Raw genomic sequence first — 17037 nt, 5'->3', positions numbered from 1 at the left:
GCGATTCTACGCCTGGCCCGTACGCGCGGCTGGGCCGTGGATCAAGGATCAGCCACAGCCTTCCGCATAATCGACCTGCGGGGTCTGTCCGACGCGCCAGGCACCCACCCGGCCATCGGCACCGAGTGCGAAGTCGATCACCGCCCCGCCCTCCTGCGCCGGGCGCACGCGCAGGTGCTGGGCCTTCTCGTCATACTTGTCGGGGCCGACGTCCGCGCGCTCGGGATACAGCACCTGCAGCTCACCCAGGGTCATGCCGACCTTGCCACCGCCCGGTGCGGTGATGGCGGCGCTGCGCACGTCGTAGCGCACCAGCTTGCGGCCCTCGATCATCAGGCGCGGATCTTCGGCATCCTGCGGGCGCAGGAAGTAGCAGCCGTCGTTGCTGTCGTCAGCCGGCAGCGGCTTGCCGGCCGCATCGGTGCCCAGACCCTGCAGCGGCGTGCCGAAGCCGGCACGGACCTCGGCGATGCCGGCACCCAGCTTCGCCCCAGCGAAGCCATCCAGGCGCGCGGGACTGTCCTCGCGACGGTCATTGGCTGGACGGGCGGCCAGGTCGGGATCCGTCGACTGCGAGGGTCCGGTCGCCGAGGCGGTTTCCGCCGGGGTGTCGCTGCCGCTGCCGGCCGCCCCCTGCTTGTCGGGGCCAGCACTGCAGGCGGTGAGCGAAAGGAGCAACAGACCAGCAAGCGGAAGGTGCTTCATCGGTGCGGTTCCCTGGCACAAGGATGGCTGCACGCTAGCCCATCCGGTGTGCAGGCGCTGCATTGTCATCGCGGTTTCATCGCCTTCGTTCAGGCTCGGCGAGCACCGACCTGGCCGTCCCTTCCATGCAACCGCGCAAGACCGATCTCGCCCGAACCGCGCTGCAGGCCCACCGCGCGCCGCTGGACATGCGCCAGCGCCGGCTGCTGATCCTGTGCGACGGCCAGCGTACCGTCGCCGACCTGACCGGTCTGCTCGGCCAGGAAGCACCGGCGATGGTCATCCAGCTGGTACAGGCGGGGTACCTGAGCACCGGCACGGGCGCCACGACCCCAGCACCGTCGACCGCAGCCGCGGTAGCGCCGGTGCCCGCGCCGCCGGCAGCGACACCTGCTGCACCCGCGGTCGAACGCCGGCGCTCACTGGTGGCAGCGCGCATCTACGTGCTGGGCATCCTGGAAATGCAGCGGCATCCACAGGCGGCGGCGCTGTTCCGCGACCTGCAGCAAGCGCGTGCGGAGGACGAGGTGCTGCAGCGACTGCAGTCGGCAATGCAGCTGCTGCCCACGCTCACTTCGGATGGCTATTGCCAGCGCGTACGGCAGCGCCTGCTGGAGGCGTTGCCATTGGAGCATTGCGACGCGTTCGCCGAGGTCGCCTGAAGAAAAAGGGGACGGAGGGGATTAAGTCGTTTCAGGCACACGTGTGCTGATTGCGGCTTAATCCCCTCCGTCCCCTTTTTAGGGTCAGCGGAAGTTATTGCGCAGGCCGTTCCAGCACTGCTGGTAATCGCCCTGGCGGTGGCCGGCGGCCAGCGCCTGTGCGGTCGGGCGGATCACTGCGCGGGTCTCGAACATGAAGGCCATCGTGTCCTTGATCACATCGGCCTTGGACAGATCGGCATTGGACGCCTTGTCGAAGGTCGGCGCGTCCGGGCCGTGACCACTCATGCAGTTGTGCAGCGAGGCGCCACCCGGGACGAAGCCTTCGGCCTTGGCATCGTAGGCGCCATGCACCAGGCCCATGAACTCGCTGGCGATGTTGCGGTGGAACCACGGCGGACGGAACGTGTTCTGCGCCACCAGCCAGCGCGGCGGGAAGATCGCAAAGTCCATGTTGCTGGTGCCCGGGGTGTCGCTGGGCGAATGCAGCACCAGGAAGATCGACGGATCCGGGTGGTCGTAGCTGATCGAACCGATGGTGTTGAAGCGACGCAGGTCGTAACGGTACGGCGCGTAGTTGCCGTGCCAGGCCACCACGTCCAGCGGCGAATGGTCGATCGGCGCACGCCACAGGCGGCCCTCGAACTTGGCGATCAGTTCGAAATCGCCATCCACATCCTCGAACGCCGCATGCGGGGTCTCGAAGTCGCGCGGATTGGCCAGGCCGTTGGAACCGATCGGGCCGAGGTCGGGCAGCTTCAGCAGCGCACCGTAGTTCTCGCAGATGTAGCCACGGCTCGGGCCATCGGGCAGTTCAACGCGGAAGCGCACGCCGCGCGGGATCACCGCGATCTGCTGCGGCTCGATCTCGATCACGCCCAGCTCGGTCAGCAGGCGCAGCGCGCCCAGCTGCGGCACGATCAGCAGCTCGCCGTCGGCGTCGTAGAAGTAGCGGCCGACCATGTCGCGGTTGGCAGCGTATAGGTGGATGCCCACGCCGGCATGCGCATCGGGCGAGCCGTTGCCACCCATCGTGTACAGGCCTTCGACAAAATCGGTCGGCAGCTCCGGCAGCGGCAGCGGGCTCCAGCGCAGCTGGTTCGGTGAAGCCGGCTGTGCGCCGAAATCACACTGCAGCTGCGACTGCGCGAACGGGGTGAACTCGCCATGGGTCACCGCCGGGCGGATCCGGTACAGCCAGCTGCGGCGGTTGCTGCCACGCGGCGCGGTGAAGGCGGTGCCGGTCAACTGTTCGGCGTACAGACCGTGGGCGACCTTCTGCGGTGAGTTCTGCCCGACCGGCAGCGCGCCGGCAACGGCCTCGGTGGCGAATTCGTTGCCGAAGCCGGACTGGTAGCCACGGGCGGTGATGGCGGGGGACATGGGAACTCCAGAGATTGCCGGCCAGCGGCCGGCACGACCATTCGGACAGGCAATGCCGGCGGGACGCCGGCATTGCCTGCAGACCTTACAGCACGCCGCGGCGGATCTGGTCGCGCTCGATGCTCTCGAACAGTGCGGTGAAGTTGCCTTCGCCGAAGCCTTCGTTGCCCTTGCGCTGGATGATCTCGAAGAAGATCGGGCCGATGCAGTTTTGGGTGAAGATCTGCAGCAGCTTGCGCTGGTGGGTTTCCGGATCCGCATCGATCAGGATCTTGTTCTTCGCCAGGCGCGGCACGTCTTCACCGTGGTTCGGCACGCGCTGGTCGATCACGTCGAAGTAGGTCTCCGGCGTATCGAGGAAGTCCACGCCCTGCGCGCGCATCGCTTCGACGGTCTCGTAGATGTTCTCGGTGAAGCAGGCGATGTGCTGGATGCCCTCGCCCTTGTACGCGTCCAGGTACTCGTTGATCTGGCTCTTCGGGTCGGACGATTCGTTCAGCGGGATGCGCACGATGCCATCCGGCGCGGTCATCGCCTTGGACACCAGGCCGGTCTTCAGGCCCTTGATGTCGAAGTAGCGGATCTCGCGGAAGTTGAACAGGCGCTCGTAGTAGTCCGACCACTGCTGCATGTTGCCGAAATACAGGTTGTGGGTCAGGTGGTCGATGAAGGTCAGGCCGAAGCCCACCGGGTGCAGGTCGGCACCGGCGATCGGCTCGTAGTCGCCGTCGTAGATGCTGCCGGCGCTGCCGTAGCGATCGACCAGGTACAGCATGCAGTCGCCGATGCCCTTGATGACCGGCGCGCTGACCGCCTTGCTGTCCGGCTTGAAGGCGATGGCTTCGGCGCCGTTGCCCAGCGCGGTCTGGTAGACCTCCTGGCCCGGCTTCTTGAAGCGGATGGCGAAGCCGCAGGCGCACGGACCGTGCTTCTCGGCGAAGTCGGCGGCGAACGAATCGGGGTCCTCATTGACCAGGAAGTTGACGTCGCCCTGGCGATAGACGGTAATCGGACGCTGCTTGTGCTTGAGCACCGCGCTGAAGCCCATCTTCCGGAAGTACTCGTGCAGCTCCTGGCCACGGCCGGCCGGGGCGGCGAATTCGACGAACTCGAAGCCGTCGATGCCCATCGGGTTCTCGAAGGTGGTGACCTGCATGCCGGGGTTGGGATGCGAGGCGGTCGGGACTGCGGTATTCATGGCGTGGCTCCGAATCGGTACCGCATCGGTACAAACCAGGTGCGGGCAGGTAGGGACCCGGCGAGAATGCAGGGTCTGGACCTACCCCTTATAGTTACACTTGAAACCACCAGCAAGGTGCACCGCAACATGAGCCCCGCCGATCCCGTTTCGACCCGCCTGCGTTCCTCGCACGTCCTGCTCGACCTGGAACAGTTCCTGCCGTATCGGCTGAGCGTGCTGTCCAACCGGGTCAGTGGCAACATCGCCAAGCTATATGGCGATCGTTACGGTCTGGCGATCCCCGAGTGGCGGGTGATCACCATCCTGGCGCTGTACCCGGGCTCCTCGGCCAGCGAGGTCTCCGACCGCACGGCGATGGACAAGGTGGCGGTCAGCCGTGCCGTGGCCCGCCTGCTGGAGCGCGGCTTCATCAAGCGCGAGACCCACGGCGACGACCGCCGCCGCTCGGTGCTGGCGCTGTCGGCAGCCGGCTTCGAGGTATACGAGACCATCGCGCCGATGGTGATCGAGATCACCCGCAAGCTGATGTCGGTGCTGAGCGAAGAGGAAGAGCAGGTGCTGGAGAAGCTGATCCTGCGCCTGGCCGGCGAAGGCCTGGAGCGGATGGGCGAAGGAGTCTGAAAGAAAAAGGGGACGGAGGGAAGAAAAAGGGGACGGAGGGGATTAAGTCGTTTTGGGGCCCCAAGTCGCGGATGCCGACCCCGGCCGGTAGCGGAACAGTGGCTGGGCGATTGTCGTCCGCTCCCTTTGATCTGACGGGACCCGCTCTTTGGCGGACTGCGGACCGACCGCAAACGATGCCATCGGACGCATTCACCTTCCGCAGATCCCGCCCTGAAGTGTCGCCCTCGCCCAGCGGCATTTCCGCATTGGCCCGATACGGCCCGTTTCCGCCAGGCTGGTGTATCGAAACGGGCTGATCCAGTGAATTCTCCTATTGGACTGCTCACGTGTGCGGCCGGATGGTACACGTTCAACGGGTACAGCCCGGCCATCCACATCGAACGGGCTCCCTCATGGATGACTCGCGTTCAACGTCGCCGCATGGCCAGGAATTGCTGGCCGATCTCAGAGAGCTGATCTGCGCAGCGCGCAGCAGGATGCACAGGTCCATCAACGCCGAGTTGACGCTGCTGTACTGGCGAATCGGTCGTCGCATCCATGTTGACCAGATGGCGGGGCACGTGCGCGTTACGGCGAGGTTCTCTTCACCCGGATCGCCAAGGCGTTGTCTGCCGAGTTCGGCACATCCTTCGGTGAGAAGAGCCTGCGCCGGATGGTGCAGTTCTCCATCGCATTTGCAGACGAGCAGATTGTCGTATCGCTGATACGACAATTGAGCTGGACCCATTTCATCGCGCTGATCCCACTGGCGGACCCACTCAAGCGCGACTTCTATGCACAGATGGCCGCCACCGAGGGCTGGAGTGTACGTACGCTGCGCCAGCGCGTCGATTCGATGCTGTATGAGCGCACGGCACTCTCCAGTCAGCCAGAGCAGACCATCGCCGAAGAGTTGGCGGCACTGCGCGGCAACCAGCAGCTGTCTCCAGGGCTGGTACTGCGTGATCCCTACGTGCTGGACTTTCTTGGCCTCAAGGACAGCTGGGACGAGCAGGACCTTGAAACCGCGATCCTTCGCGAGATGCAGGGCTTCCTGCTTGAACTTGGCACGGGCTTCAGTTTCGTCGCCCGCCAGAAGCGCATCCAGATCGACGGCGATGACTTCCACCTGGACCTGCTGTTCTACAACCGGCGCCTGCGCAGACTAATTGCCATCGAGTTGAAGATCGGCGAGTTCAAGCCGGCCTACAAGGGACAGATGGAACTCTATCTGCGCTGGCTGGACCGGTACGAACGTGAGGACGGCGAGCAGGCGCCGTTGGGCATCATCCTCTGCACAGGGAAGAAGGCGGGCCAGATTGAATTGCTGGAGCTGGACCGCTCAGGCATCCATGTTGCGGAGTACCTGACCACGCTGCCCTCCCGGGAGGTCCTCAAGCAAAGATTGCAGACTGCCATGGAGCGGGCGCGGCAGCAGCTGCAGACCGCGGCGCCCGGCCTCCCGTAGATCTACGCCACGCGCGGATGGCGTCCATGCTTCAGCTCAGATGCTTGCGCCGTGCATGGATCCACGGCACCGCGAGCGCCGCGATGGCACCACCGGCGAAGCCGAGGGAAGCCGCAACCGTGGCTGCTTCGACCGCCCCCGGCAGCGCCAGCGCTGCCGCCACCAGCAGCAGCGACGGCAGGCCGACGAAGGTGCCCAGGAAGAAATGCCAACGCGGTGACCAGGTATTGAGCTGCAGCAGGCTGACCGGTTGCCAGGCTTCCGAGGCGGCGTCCTCGGCGATCTTCGCCACCGCCTTGGCCAGGTCCACTTCCGGCAGCGCGCGCCCCTGCCGTGCGGTCGCCAGCAGCTCGGCCACGGCCTCCACCGGCGGGAAACTGGACGGCCACGCGACCGGCGCCGGCACGCCATACGCGGTCAGCACCGGCACGCTCAGCCACGGCGCCACCAGCGGGCGCATGCGACGGCGGCCATGCACGCACCAGATCTGTTGCTGCCCATGCGCGGTGACGCTGTACAGCGCCAGTTCGTTGGCCGGCGGGTAGCCGAGCATGGTCACCCGCGCGGCCAGGCTGTCCTGCCCCATCGCGCGCAGGAAGCCGGGGCGGCTGCGCCCTTCCTGCATCCACGCCAGTCCCAGCGCCCCCACCAGATAGGCCTCGGCCACGTCCTTGCTGCCAGCGGTGGCGCGTTCGTCGCTGGCCAGGTACCAGGCCAGCGACTTCGGCTCGGCGACATCGTCCAGGCCCCAGCGGCTGTCGTCTCCCAGCACATGGCGCACCGGCAGGCGCGCGGGAGCGGTTTCGCCACGTTCGCCGGGTTGCAGGAACGGCAGCACACCCTGGATGAAGGTGGACAGCTCTATCGCACGCACGCCGTGCCCCTGCCACTCCGGTGGCAGCAGCCCGGCCAGCTGGCCATCGGCGGCCAGCGCATCAAGCCGGGACTTCTGCTCGACCAGCTTCTGCACCGCCCCCTTCAGCACCACGTTGTCGGGCAGCGCGATCTGCGGCAGGCGATGACGCGGCGGCGCCAGGTCGACGGTGGCCTCGCCGGTTCCGGTGTCATCCAGCAGCGCCTCCTGCGGCGGCAGGGTCACGCCCTCGCCTGCTCCACCCTCGGCCAACTCACTGGCGGGTTCGGGCAGTCGTTCGGCGTGGTCGCTGTGCATGGGCATTCCGGAAGGTTGCATCGACGGGATGTCGACTGAGGTCCTTGCCGGTAACGGCGAGCGCGTTGCGATATTGAGATGCCGATTCCGGGAATGTGACCGCAACCACAGTAGATCCACGTGATGCGTGGATGCACTTCTGTGCCGACCAACGGTCGGCACCCACCGGGGATGGCGGTCAGCGGTCGGCGTCCACCGGGGTTGGCGGTCAGCGGTCGGCACCCACCCACCACCACTCCTGCCGGTCAGCGGTCGGCACCCACCCACCACCACCCCTGCCGGCCAGCGGCCGGCACTACCCCTATTCCGGTTTGTCAGGCGCCCATTGTTTCAGGAAGGCGCTCACCCGTGCCGGCTGGAAGGCTTCGCCCCTGCGCAGTTCGCCGGTGGCCTGCGACACCAGCAGTCCGCCATCGGCATCGAGCACCAGCAGGTGCGGGTAGTCGCGCTCCATCACCGGGAACTGAGCGAAGAAGGCGGTGTTGGGCTGCTCGTCGCTGGCGTTGACCTTCACCCACACGTAGTGGGCATCGCGGAAGCGACGCAGGTCGCCGTTGCCTTCCACGACATCGTCCAGCGCGCGGCAGCGCTCGCAGGCGGCGTTGCCGACCTCCAGCAGGATGCGCTTCTTGCCCCGCTGGGCTTCCACCTTGGCGGTGGCCAGATCATCGGCGGGGTTGCGGGCCGGGTCGAACTGCGCACCGAGCCCGGCGATGGCGGCGATGTCTGCCGCCACCGGGGTGTTGCCCGAGGCCACCGGTTCGCTGGGGTCAGCGACCGGTGGCTCGGTGGGTCGGGTATCCAGGGGCTGCGTGGGCTCGGCGGTGGCAGGCGGTTGCGGTTGGGAACAGGCGCCGATCAGCGCCGCACAGACCACCACTGCCGCAGTACCGAGCTTGCTACGCATGCCTTCTACCCTCTCATCATTACTTGACGCCGTGCATCAGCTTGTTGATCAGCGGGGCGATCAGGAACAGCACCACGCCGGAGCCGATCAGGGCCCAGAACCCGAAGGTATACCCCTTCAGGGCCGACTCGACCGTCATGCCGCCTTCACCACTGACCACACCAGCGAAGATGCCCGACAGGTTGTTGCCGATGCCGGTGGACAGGAACCAGCCACCCATGCCGAAGCCGACCAGGCGCACCGGGGCCAGCTTGGTCACCATCGACAGGCCGATCGGCGACAGGCACAGCTCACCCACGGACTGGATGACGTAGACCATGAACAGGGTCCAGAACGGGATCTTGCCGTCCACGACCATCTGCGACAGGGCGAACATCAGCAGCGCGAAGGCGGCGCCGTTGAACAGCAGGCCCAGGCCGAACTTGCGCGGGATGGACGGATTGGCGCGGCCCATGGCCACCCAGATCCAGGCGATCACCGGGGCCAGGGTGATGATCGCCACCGAGTTGACCGACTGGAACCATGCGGTCGGGAAGGTCCAGTCACCGAACTGGCGGTTGACGATGTTCTCGGCCAGGAAGGTGAACGAGCTGCCGGCCTGTTCGAAGAACATCCAGAACATCACGTTGAAGGCGAAGATGATCAGCATGGCGATCACGCGGTCGCGCTGCACCTTGCCTTCGCGGATGCCCTCGACCAGCAGCAGGACGGCCAGCGCGGTGAACATCGCACCCAGGATCCAGGCCAGCGCGGTGGCGCCGGTGGCCAGCAGGAAGTACGCGACCGGGATGGCGACCACGGCACCGGCCAGCACCATGATGATGCGGCCGAAACCTTCAGCGCCGGCCGGCGGTGCACCGATGCCCTTCAGGCCGGCACGACCGATGTAGAACCACACCAGCGAGATCAGCATGCCCACGCCCGAGGCGATGAACACGACCTTGTAGGACGGCATCGCGTCGGTACCGAACACCTTGCGGGCCAGGTACTCGGTCAGCACCGGGGCGATCATCGCGCCGATGTTGATGCCCATGTAGAAGATGGTGAAGCCCGAATCGCGGCGCTCGTCCTTCAGCCCGTACAGCTTGCCGACCATGGTCGAGATGTTGGGCTTGAACAGGCCGTTGCCGACGATGATCGTGGCCAGGCCGAGCTTGAAGATGTGCTCCTGCGGCAGCGAGATCATGAACAGGCCGGCGGCCATGATGATCGCGCCGGTCAGGATCGAGCGCTGGTAGCCCAGTACCCGGTCGGCCACGTAGCCACCGAAGATCGCCGCGGCGTACACCAGGGCCAGGTAGGCGCCGTAGATGCGGCTGGCGTCGCCTTCACCGGCAGCGCTGCCGTTGTAGAACTGGGCGACGATGTACAGCACCAAGGCCCAGCGGATGCCGTAGAACGCAAAGCGTTCCCAGAACTCGGTCATGAACAGCATCCACAACGGGCGCGGGTGGCCCAGCGTGGTCTTGAAGTCCGGCAGCGCCGGCTCTGGGGTGTTCGCAGTGGCGTTTACGCTCATGCGGGTTTCCTGGTTCGGTGGATGACGAGCACGTCCGCTGTGCAGTTGGAGCAACGCGCGAGGATCACCGACTTCTGGCGTTCACGTCAAATACACGCCGTTTGAGGCAGGTGCCAGCCTGCTCGCTGAACTTGCATCTGAAACGATCCAGCCGCCGGCCGGGATCCAAGCTGAATGCGGATCAGGCCTGTGCTGCCGGGGGCGCGGCCTGCAGGCTGGTGCGCACCTGGAACAGCTCGGGGAAGAAGGTCAGCTCCAGTGCCTTGGCCAGGAAGCCCACGCCGGACGAGCCACCGGTGCCGCGCTTGAAGCCGATCACCCGCATCACCGTGCGCATGTGGCGGAAGCGCCACAGCTGGAAGGCGGTCTCCAGGTCCACCAGGTCCTCGCACAGCGCGTACTCGCGCCAGTAGCGGTCGGTGTCCTGGTAGATGCGTTCGAAGACCGGCTGCAGGGCGTCGTCGGCCACGTGCGGCTGGGTCCAGTCGTGGGCCTCGTAGACCGCCGGCACGGCATGGCCGAAGCGGGCCAGGTACTTCAGGAATTCCTCGTACAGGCTGGGCGCCTCCAGCACGGTGCGCAGCTGCGCCTGCCCGGCCGGGTCGTGCTCGAACACCTGCAGCATCTGCGCGTTCTTGTTGCCCAGCAGGAACTCGATGTAGCGGTACTGCAGCGACTGGAAGCCCGACGACGGGCCCAGCACGTCGCGGAAGCCCATGTATTCGGAAGGGGTCAGTGTTTCCAGCACCGACCACTGCTCGGTCAGCTGGCGCAGCACCTGCTTGCTGCGCGCCAGCACCTTGCGGCACTGCCAGACTTCATCGCGCTGCAGGAAGCCGATTGCGGCACGCAGCTCATGGCCCAGCAGCTTCAGCCACAGTTCCGAGGTCTGGTGCTGGATGATGAAGAGCATCTCGTCATGGTGCGGCGGGCTGGACAGCGGCTGCTGCGCGCTGAGCAGCTGGTCCAGCCGCAGGTAGCCGCCGTAGGTGAGGCGTCCCTGCAGGTCGGTGTGGATGCCGGCTTCGAGATCGCGTTGGTTGTTGTCGACGGACATGGGCGGGACCAGATCGGGGGCGGCAAGGGTAGCGCGTTGCCGCCGCGCTGGCAGCCGCCGGGTCCATACCGGGGCGTGCGGTTGGCCGTGGAGCATCGGCCGATCCCAGGCCTGCGCGTGGAACCGTCCAGGCCGTTGTACTGGCGGTCAGCCTGAGGCGTATTCTGATGCTTTGCAGCAACGACTGAATACGTTGTTGTTATTGCCCCCCCACCCGCCGGCAGGGGTAAAACGGGGAATCCCCGTGTTGCGGCGCAGGAAGGCTATTCCGTACGCGTTCCTTAACATGGCGATTCATATCATTTGTAACTTCTCTGTCGAAGGTGCAGTACGCAATGACGGTTGCCGCTGAATTCAAGATCGAATACCTGCAGTACCTGGATACGGACGGCAAACTCGTCCGCGATGACCTGCCTGCGTCGCTGCGCGACCCCAAGGTCCTGGTACCGCTGTTCAAGCAGATGCTGTTCGTACGTACGTTCGACAGCAAATCCATCGCACTGCAGCGCACCGGCAAGCTCGGCACCTATGCCGCATGCCTGGGCCACGAAGCCGCGCACGTGGGTATCGGCGCGGCGATGCAGAAGGACGACGTGTTCGCGCCTTCGTACCGCGAGTATGGCGCGATGTTCATGCGTGGCGTGCGTCCGCACGACGTGCTGATGTACTGGGGCGGCGACGAACGCGGCAACGATTACGGCGGCAACGCGGCCAAGGACTTCCCGTTCTGCGTGCCGATTTCCACCCAGTGCCTGCATGCCGCAGGCGCGGCGCTGAAGTTCAAGCTCAACAAGGAAGCGCAGATCGCGGTGGCCGTGTGCGGCGACGGCGGCAGCTCCAAGACCGACTTCTACGCAGCACTGAATTCGGCCGGCGCCTACAAGCTCCCGCTGATCCTGTGCATCGTCAACAACGGTTGGGCCATCTCGGTTCCGCGTTCGGCCCAGACCGGTGCCGAAACGCTGGCGCAGAAAGGCCTGGCCGGTGGCCTGCACTGCCTGCAGGTGGACGGCAATGACCTGATCGCGGTGCTGGCGGCAATGGAGCAGGCGCGCGAACGTGCGCTGGCCGGCGACGGCGGCACCGTGCTGGAACTGATGACCTATCGCCTGTCCGACCACACCACTGCCGATGACGCGCGCCGCTACCGTGACGACGCCGAAGTGAAGGATGCCTGGCAGCGCGAGCCGATGCTGCGCCTGCGCAAGTACCTGATCAACGCCGGTGTGTGGAGCGAGGACGAAGAGACTGCCTGGGTCGCCGAGTGCGGCACGCGCGTGGACGAGGAAGTGAACCTGTACCTCAACACGCCGGTGCAGCCGGTCGAGGCGATGTTCGACTTCCTGTATGCCGATCCGCCGCCGGACCTGCTGGCCCAGCGTGCCCAGGCGATCGCCCTGGAGAAGCGCCATGGATGAGATCAAGAACGGCGCGCCCGGCGCGCACACCAACGCCGCCGACAGCGCTGCGGTCGCGCGCGGAGAAGAGAGCATGACCACCACCCCGATCACCCTCATCGAAGCCATCACCCAGGCGCTGGCCTGGGAGCTGGAACACGACCCGTCGGTGCTGGTGCTGGGCGAAGACGTGGGCGTCAACGGCGGCGTGTTCCGCGCCACTGCCGGTCTGCAGCAGCGCTTCGGCTCGGACCGCATCCTCGACACCCCGCTGGATGAAACCACCATCGCCGGCCTGACGATTGGTCTTGCCGCGCAGGGCATGAAGCCGGTGGCCGAAGCCCAGTTCGATGGCTTCATGTACCCGATGGTCGACCATATCGTCTGCCACGCCGCACGCCTGCGTTACCGCACGCGTGGCCGCCTGCACTGCCCGATGGTGCTGCGCGTGCCGTGGGGCGGTGGCATCCGCGCGCCGGAACACCACAGCGAAGCCAACGAGGCGATCTTCACCAACGTGCCGGGTCTGCGCGTGGTGCTGCCGTCGTCGCCGCAGCGCGCCTACGGCCTGCTGCTGGCCGCGATCCGCGAACCGGATCCGGTGATCTACATGGAGCCCAAGCGCATCTACCGCCAGTACAAGGAAGTGGTCGTCAACGACGGCGAAGCCTTGCCGCTGGACGTCTGCTTCGTGCTGCGCGACGGCACCGACGTGACCCTGGTGACCTGGGGCGCGCAGGTGAAGGAAGCGCTGGAAGCGGCCGACAAGCTGGCCGGCGAAGGCATCAGTGCCGAAGTCATCGACGTGGCCACGCTGCGTCCGCTGGACTTCGCCACCATCGCCGAATCGGTGGCCAAGACCGGCCGCTGCGTGATCGTGCAGGAGGCCCCGAAGACCGCGGGCTTCGGCGCCGAGATCGCCGCGCGCCTGGCCGAGGAATCGATCTACGACCTGCTGGCCCCGGTCGAGCGCGTCACTGGCTACGACACCCACATCCCGCTGTTCCGCCTGGAAATGAAGTACCTGCCGAGCGTTGAGCGGATCGTGGCTGCGGCCAAGCGCGCGGTGGCGGCCGGCTGACATGCGGGCCCGCCTTCTGGGGGCTTACCGCAGCCAGTATCCCAACCCGCTCCGGTTCCACACCGGCCAGATCGTCGAAGTAGGTGTACGTGACGAGGAATGGCCGGCGTTTGCCTGGGTACGCACCAACGATGGGCGCGCTGGATGGGCGCCCATCGCCTGGTTGCAGCTGCTGGACGAGGGTCGCGCCGAAGCGCTGTGCGACTACGACGCCCGCGAGCTGGATGTGGAAAGCGGCGAGATGGTGAAGCTTCATCACGAACACGGCGGGTGGTGGTGGTCCGAGCGCGCCAATGGCGCGACGGGTTGGCTGCCGGCCCGCGAACTGGAACTGCTGGAAGAGAACTGCAAATGAGCCAGACCAAGAACTTCAACCTGCCCGACCTGGGCGAAGGCCTGCCGGACGCGACCATCGTCGAGTGGTTCGTCAAGGAAGGCGATGTGATCAAGCTGGACGAGCCGCTGGTGTCGATGGAGACCGCCAAGGCCGTGGTGGAAGTGCCCTCGCCGTTCTCCGGCAAGGTGCTGAAGCTGTCCGGCGGTGCCGGCGACATCATCCCGACCGGTTCGGTGCTGGCCAGCTTCGAACTGGACCCGAACCTGCCGCAGCGTGCCGATGGCCAGGACACCGGCCACAGCCATGGTCATGCCGCACCGGCCGCGCCGGCTGCCGCACCGACCCCGCCGCCGCTTCCCGCTGCTGCCGCACCGGTGGCCGCAGAAGAAGCCAAGCCCGCCGCTGCCGAGCGTGATGACGCCGGTACCGTGGTCGGTGCGATGCAGAGCTCCAATGCCGTGCATGCCGAACAGGCGCTGGCCGTCGGTGGCGTCAAGGCCGTGCCGGCCGTGCGTGCGATGGCGCGCAAGCTGGGCGTGGACCTGAGCCGCGTGGCCGCTACCGGCACCGATGGCGCGGTCACCATGGCCGACGTCAAGCAGGCTGCCGCCAACGGCACCGCCAAGCTCGGCGCTGCTCCGGCACCGGTTGCCGCTGCTGCCTATGCCGCGCCGGCCCCGGCGCAGGTGTCTGCCCCGGTGCAGAGCGAAGCCCGCACCCCGCTGTCCGCCGCCGGCAAGCCGATGCGCACCCAGCCGCCGGGCGTGGTCGCCAAGGGCCAGCCGGAACCGCTGAAGGGCGTGCGCCGCAACATGGCCCGCGTGATGGCCGATGCGCACAGCAAGGTGGTGCCGACCACGCTGAACGACGACGCCGACATCCATGCCTGGCTGCCGGGCAACGACGTCACCGCGCGCCTGGTGCGTTCGATCGTGGTCGCTGCACAGAAGGTGCCGGCGATGAACGCCTGGTTCGACGGTGAAGCGCTGACCCGTACCCTGCACGCGCAGGTGGACATCGGCATCGCCGTGGACACCGACGACGGCCTGTTCGTGCCGGCCCTGCGCAATGCCGACATGCTGGATGCACGTGGCATCCGCGAAGGCGTCAACCGCCTGCGCGAGCAGGTGGAATCGCGTTCGATCGCCGCCTCGGAACTGAGCGGCTACACCATCTCGCTGTCCAACTTCGGCATGTTCGCCGGCCGCTACGCGACCCCGGTCGTGGTGCCGCCGTGCGTGGCCATCGTCGGTGCCGGCCGTGCCCGCCACCAGATGACCCCGGTGATGGGCGGCGTGGAAGCGCACAAGGTGATCCCGCTGTCGGTCACCTTCGACCACCGCGCGGCCACCGGCGGCGAAGCGGCGCGCTTCCTGCGCGCAATGATGGACGACCTGGCGCTGGCCAGCTGATCGGCCACCTGATCGGTGGGTGCCAACCGTTGGTTGGCACATGACTTGGAGAAAACGCCGGGCATTGCCCGGCGTTTTTTTGTGCCTGCTCCGTCGCGCTCCATCCACGCATGGCGTGGATCTACACAATGCGGGCGATCAATCGCGCGCGACCAGGCCCTCGGCGCGGCTGTACACACGCAGGCGGTGGCCATCAGGATCTGCCCCGACAAAAGTATGGCCGAACTCCAGCGTCACCGGCGCCTGCAGGATCTCCACACCAAGAGCGCGCCACGCATCGTGCATCTGCTGCACGGCGTCGGGGTTGGCCACCACCATTGCCAGTTCGGCGGCGCCTGCTTGCGCGGACACCGGAGGCTGCACGTCGTCGCGTTGCCACAGGCCGAGTGCGGCGCCATCGCCGAGCAGGAACAGGGCAAAGCCGGGCGACTGCTCGACCGGCGGCTTGCCGAGGATGCCGCCGTAGAAGGTGGCGCTGGCGGCGACGTCGCGCACGTACTGCAGCAGGGTGCTGGGCGTGAACATGGGGAAGCTCCGTTGTTGGGAGCAATCATGGTGGAACGAGCCTGCTGACAGATTCTGTCAGTAGAGTCGACTGTTGGTAGAGTCGACTGTTAGTCGACTGCTCTTCCCTCAACCTGCCTAAAACTCCGCGCTGCGCGCGACAGTCGACTAACAGTCGACTCTACACGCCCCGGATCCCGGCTGTTGCTGTGGTTATGAACGGTCCAGCCAGTCCGGCGCGATGCCCTGCGCCTTCTGCCAGCGTCGCAGCAGGGTGGCGCGTGGCACGAGGTAGTGATCCTCCAGCACACGCGCCTGGCGGATGCGGTCCAGACGGAAATGGCGGAAATCCTCGCGGCGCTCGCACCACGCCGCCAGCATCGGCACCTCATCGAAGTAGCCCAGCGCGAACGGCCAGACGATGCGCTCGCTGCGCTGGCCGTGCGCGTCCTCGTAGCCGAACTTCAGGCGCTGCTGTGAACCCACTGCTTCGCGCACGGCCTGCAGACGCGCAGCCGGCACCTTGGCCGCAGCGCGCGAAGGGCCAACGCGCAGGCCACTGTCACGCAAGGCTTCCCGGCGCGCTGCTGGCAGCACATGCGCGATGCGCGCCAGGGCATCACGCGCTGCCTCGGCCAGCGCCGGCTCGGTGCGCGCGGCGACCCAGCGCAGGCCGAGCACCAGCGCATCGATCTCGGCCGGCGGCAGGGTCATCGGTGGCAGGGTGTCGCTCGGCGCCAGCTGGTAGCCAACGCCGGCCTCGCCACGCAGGTCAGCGCCCTGCTCACGCAGGGTCTCGATATCGCGGTACAGCGTGCGCAGGCTGATGCCCAGCGCTTCGGCCAGCGTCTGCCCGCCCACCGGCCGCCGATGGCGGCGCAGAAGCTGCAGCAACTGGGTCAGGCGCAGCGCACGCGACATCAGCCGACCAGTGCGCTCGATGCAACCACGTGCTCACCCGGCTGCGGGGCCAGCGCGGCCTCGACCAGTGCCTTGGCGATCTCGCTGGCCGGGTTGATCCGCCACGCCCGTGGCAACATCGGCCCCAAAGCACCGAGCACCGTCAGCGCCAGGCGCTCGCCACGACGCACCTCGTTGCGCTCGCCCCCGATCAGCCCTGGGCGGACCAGGGTCAACGAATGGAAGCCCAGCGCACGAAGGTCACGTTCCAATTCGCCCTTCACCCGGCTGTAGAAGATCGACGACTGTGGATTGGCGCCGGCCGCGGAATTCAGCACATAAGTCTGTGCACCCTGTGCCTGCGCCAGGCGGGCGAAGGCCAACGGGTAGTCATGATCGATGCGGTGGAAAGCCTCGCGGCTGCCGGCCTGGGCAATGGTGCTGCCGAGCGCGCAGATGACCGCGTCCACGCGCGCCCATGCTGGCGAAGTGGGCAACGCATCGAAGGCCAGCACCGGGTTCTCCAGCTTCCCGTGGGTCATGCCCAACGGGCGGCGGGTGGGTGCCACCACGGCGCTGCAGCGCAGGTCGTCCAGCAGCCGGGACAGGGTCAGCCCGCCGACCAGGCCGGTTGCCCCCAGCAACATCACGCGCATCACCACCTCCACTGCGGCATCCTGTCGCCCATCCTAGCCGTTCAAGCCGTCGGCGGCCGCGCCGATATGCTGGA

17 protein-coding genes are annotated in these 17037 nt (G+C 66.7%); 7 read left to right on the top strand and 10 right to left on the bottom strand.

Translation table 11 applies throughout. From position 1 onward, the window contains the following. Positions 1 to 48 precede the first annotated feature (48 nt). Positions 49 to 705: a hypothetical protein gene (locus AC5P6S_RS12250; protein WP_049427647.1), complete on the bottom strand. Its 657-nt coding sequence runs from the start codon at positions 703 to 705 to the stop codon at positions 49 to 51. 125 nt (positions 706 to 830) lie between these two features. Between AC5P6S_RS12250 and AC5P6S_RS12245 the strand changes: the two genes are divergently transcribed. Continuing rightward, the gene (locus AC5P6S_RS12245; RefSeq protein WP_033833880.1) at positions 831 to 1367 is read left to right on the top strand and encodes a hypothetical protein; all 537 of its coding nucleotides are present in this window, start codon (positions 831 to 833) and stop codon (positions 1365 to 1367) included. Positions 1368 to 1451: 84 nt separating this feature from the next. Here the strand turns inward: AC5P6S_RS12245 and hmgA are convergent, their stop codons facing one another. Both hmgA and hppD read right to left on the bottom strand, forming a co-directional pair. Beyond that, positions 1452 to 2750, bottom strand: a complete 1299-nt coding sequence (gene hmgA, locus AC5P6S_RS12240; RefSeq protein ID WP_005411339.1) for a homogentisate 1,2-dioxygenase — start codon at positions 2748 to 2750, stop codon at positions 1452 to 1454. Between the two features lie 85 nt (positions 2751 to 2835). Continuing rightward, on the bottom strand, positions 2836 to 3948 hold the full coding sequence (gene hppD, locus AC5P6S_RS12235; RefSeq protein ID WP_005411340.1) for a 4-hydroxyphenylpyruvate dioxygenase: 1113 nt from the start codon (positions 3946 to 3948) through the stop codon (positions 2836 to 2838). A 66-nt stretch (positions 3949 to 4014) separates the two neighbouring features. On the opposite strand from hppD, the gene AC5P6S_RS12230 reads away from it, so the two are divergent. Both AC5P6S_RS12230 and AC5P6S_RS12225 read left to right on the top strand, forming a co-directional pair. Beyond that, the gene (locus tag AC5P6S_RS12230; RefSeq protein WP_005411341.1) at positions 4015 to 4572 is read left to right on the top strand and encodes a MarR family winged helix-turn-helix transcriptional regulator; all 558 of its coding nucleotides are present in this window, start codon (positions 4015 to 4017) and stop codon (positions 4570 to 4572) included. Between the two features lie 607 nt (positions 4573 to 5179). Next, positions 5180 to 6022 (top strand): PDDEXK nuclease domain-containing protein, encoded by an 843-nt coding sequence (locus AC5P6S_RS12225; protein ID WP_425519723.1) that lies wholly within the window; start codon positions 5180 to 5182, stop codon positions 6020 to 6022. Between the two features lie 31 nt (positions 6023 to 6053). Here AC5P6S_RS12225 and AC5P6S_RS12220 read toward each other — a convergent pair whose 3' ends face one another. The 4 genes from AC5P6S_RS12220 to AC5P6S_RS12205 form a co-directional block, all read right to left on the bottom strand. Next, positions 6054 to 7193 carry a hypothetical protein gene (locus tag AC5P6S_RS12220; RefSeq protein ID WP_005411343.1) on the bottom strand — a complete coding sequence of 380 codons (1140 nt, stop codon included), beginning with the start codon at positions 7191 to 7193 and terminating at the stop codon, positions 6054 to 6056. A 301-nt stretch (positions 7194 to 7494) separates the two neighbouring features. After that, the gene (locus AC5P6S_RS12215; protein WP_005411344.1) at positions 7495 to 8100 is read right to left on the bottom strand and encodes a thioredoxin family protein; all 606 of its coding nucleotides are present in this window, start codon (positions 8098 to 8100) and stop codon (positions 7495 to 7497) included. 19 nt (positions 8101 to 8119) lie between these two features. After that, positions 8120 to 9619 carry a peptide MFS transporter gene (locus tag AC5P6S_RS12210; RefSeq protein ID WP_005411345.1) on the bottom strand — a complete coding sequence of 500 codons (1500 nt, stop codon included), beginning with the start codon at positions 9617 to 9619 and terminating at the stop codon, positions 8120 to 8122. Between the two features lie 181 nt (positions 9620 to 9800). Continuing rightward, positions 9801 to 10676: a tryptophan 2,3-dioxygenase gene (locus tag AC5P6S_RS12205; RefSeq protein WP_005411346.1), complete on the bottom strand. Its 876-nt coding sequence runs from the start codon at positions 10674 to 10676 to the stop codon at positions 9801 to 9803. 335 nt (positions 10677 to 11011) lie between these two features. On the opposite strand from AC5P6S_RS12205, the gene pdhA reads away from it, so the two are divergent. The 4 genes from pdhA to AC5P6S_RS12185 are packed head-to-tail and all read left to right on the top strand — an operon-like array spanning position 11012 to position 14903. After that, positions 11012 to 12094 (top strand): pyruvate dehydrogenase (acetyl-transferring) E1 component subunit alpha, encoded by a 1083-nt coding sequence (pdhA, locus tag AC5P6S_RS12200; RefSeq protein WP_188246401.1) that lies wholly within the window; start codon positions 11012 to 11014, stop codon positions 12092 to 12094. Further along, positions 12087 to 13154 (top strand): alpha-ketoacid dehydrogenase subunit beta, encoded by a 1068-nt coding sequence (locus AC5P6S_RS12195; RefSeq protein ID WP_005414714.1) that lies wholly within the window; start codon positions 12087 to 12089, stop codon positions 13152 to 13154. Before pdhA ends, AC5P6S_RS12195 begins: the two co-directional genes overlap by 8 nt. Before the next feature lies 1 nt (position 13155). Further along, positions 13156 to 13509 carry an SH3 domain-containing protein gene (locus AC5P6S_RS12190; protein WP_005411349.1) on the top strand — a complete coding sequence of 118 codons (354 nt, stop codon included), beginning with the start codon at positions 13156 to 13158 and terminating at the stop codon, positions 13507 to 13509. Beyond that, positions 13506 to 14903, top strand: coding sequence for a dihydrolipoamide acetyltransferase family protein (locus tag AC5P6S_RS12185; protein WP_012481459.1), 1398 nt, complete (start codon positions 13506 to 13508; stop codon positions 14901 to 14903). The genes AC5P6S_RS12190 and AC5P6S_RS12185 overlap by 4 nt, the downstream gene beginning before the upstream one ends. Before the next feature lie 138 nt (positions 14904 to 15041). Here the strand turns inward: AC5P6S_RS12185 and AC5P6S_RS12180 are convergent, their stop codons facing one another. From AC5P6S_RS12180 to AC5P6S_RS12170, 3 genes are all read right to left on the bottom strand, one after another. Beyond that, entirely contained in the window at positions 15042 to 15428 is a 387-nt protein-coding gene (locus tag AC5P6S_RS12180; protein WP_012481460.1) for a VOC family protein, read from the bottom strand. 192 nt (positions 15429 to 15620) lie between these two features. Further along, positions 15621 to 16328, bottom strand: coding sequence for a helix-turn-helix transcriptional regulator (locus tag AC5P6S_RS12175; protein ID WP_049417955.1), 708 nt, complete (start codon positions 16326 to 16328; stop codon positions 15621 to 15623). Beyond that, positions 16328 to 16963, bottom strand: coding sequence for a Rossmann-fold NAD(P)-binding domain-containing protein (locus AC5P6S_RS12170; RefSeq protein ID WP_012481462.1), 636 nt, complete (start codon positions 16961 to 16963; stop codon positions 16328 to 16330). The genes AC5P6S_RS12175 and AC5P6S_RS12170 overlap by 1 nt, the downstream gene beginning before the upstream one ends. Positions 16964 to 17037 lie beyond the last annotated feature (74 nt).

Source organism: Stenotrophomonas sp. YJH_SMC_119 (assembly GCF_059368315.1).
This window is presented reverse-complemented; position numbering and strand designations above follow the sequence as displayed.

Excerpts from the sequence above, each read along its gene's own strand:
- AC5P6S_RS12250 (WP_049427647.1), bottom strand. The coding sequence starts at position 705 with ATGAAGCACCTTCCGCTTGCTGGTCTGTTGCTCCTTTCGCTCACCGCC.
- AC5P6S_RS12245 (WP_033833880.1), top strand. The coding sequence starts at position 831 with ATGCAACCGCGCAAGACCGATCTCGCCCGAACCGCGCTGCAGGCCCAC.
- hmgA (WP_005411339.1), bottom strand. The coding sequence starts at position 2,750 with ATGTCCCCCGCCATCACCGCCCGTGGCTACCAGTCCGGCTTCGGCAAC.
- hppD (WP_005411340.1), bottom strand. The coding sequence starts at position 3,948 with ATGAATACCGCAGTCCCGACCGCCTCGCATCCCAACCCCGGCATGCAG.
- AC5P6S_RS12230 (WP_005411341.1), top strand. The coding sequence starts at position 4,015 with ATGCAGGGTCTGGACCTACCCCTTATAGTTACACTTGAAACCACCAGC.
- AC5P6S_RS12220 (WP_005411343.1), bottom strand. The coding sequence starts at position 7,193 with ATGCACAGCGACCACGCCGAACGACTGCCCGAACCCGCCAGTGAGTTG.
- AC5P6S_RS12215 (WP_005411344.1), bottom strand. The coding sequence starts at position 8,100 with ATGCGTAGCAAGCTCGGTACTGCGGCAGTGGTGGTCTGTGCGGCGCTG.
- AC5P6S_RS12210 (WP_005411345.1), bottom strand. The coding sequence starts at position 9,619 with ATGAGCGTAAACGCCACTGCGAACACCCCAGAGCCGGCGCTGCCGGAC.
- AC5P6S_RS12205 (WP_005411346.1), bottom strand. The coding sequence starts at position 10,676 with ATGTCCGTCGACAACAACCAACGCGATCTCGAAGCCGGCATCCACACC.
- pdhA (WP_188246401.1), top strand. The coding sequence starts at position 11,012 with ATGACGGTTGCCGCTGAATTCAAGATCGAATACCTGCAGTACCTGGAT.
- AC5P6S_RS12195 (WP_005414714.1), top strand. The coding sequence starts at position 12,087 with ATGGATGAGATCAAGAACGGCGCGCCCGGCGCGCACACCAACGCCGCC.
- AC5P6S_RS12190 (WP_005411349.1), top strand. The coding sequence starts at position 13,156 with ATGCGGGCCCGCCTTCTGGGGGCTTACCGCAGCCAGTATCCCAACCCG.
- AC5P6S_RS12185 (WP_012481459.1), top strand. The coding sequence starts at position 13,506 with ATGAGCCAGACCAAGAACTTCAACCTGCCCGACCTGGGCGAAGGCCTG.
- AC5P6S_RS12180 (WP_012481460.1), bottom strand. The coding sequence starts at position 15,428 with ATGTTCACGCCCAGCACCCTGCTGCAGTACGTGCGCGACGTCGCCGCC.
- AC5P6S_RS12175 (WP_049417955.1), bottom strand. The coding sequence starts at position 16,328 with ATGTCGCGTGCGCTGCGCCTGACCCAGTTGCTGCAGCTTCTGCGCCGC.
- AC5P6S_RS12170 (WP_012481462.1), bottom strand. The coding sequence starts at position 16,963 with ATGCGCGTGATGTTGCTGGGGGCAACCGGCCTGGTCGGCGGGCTGACC.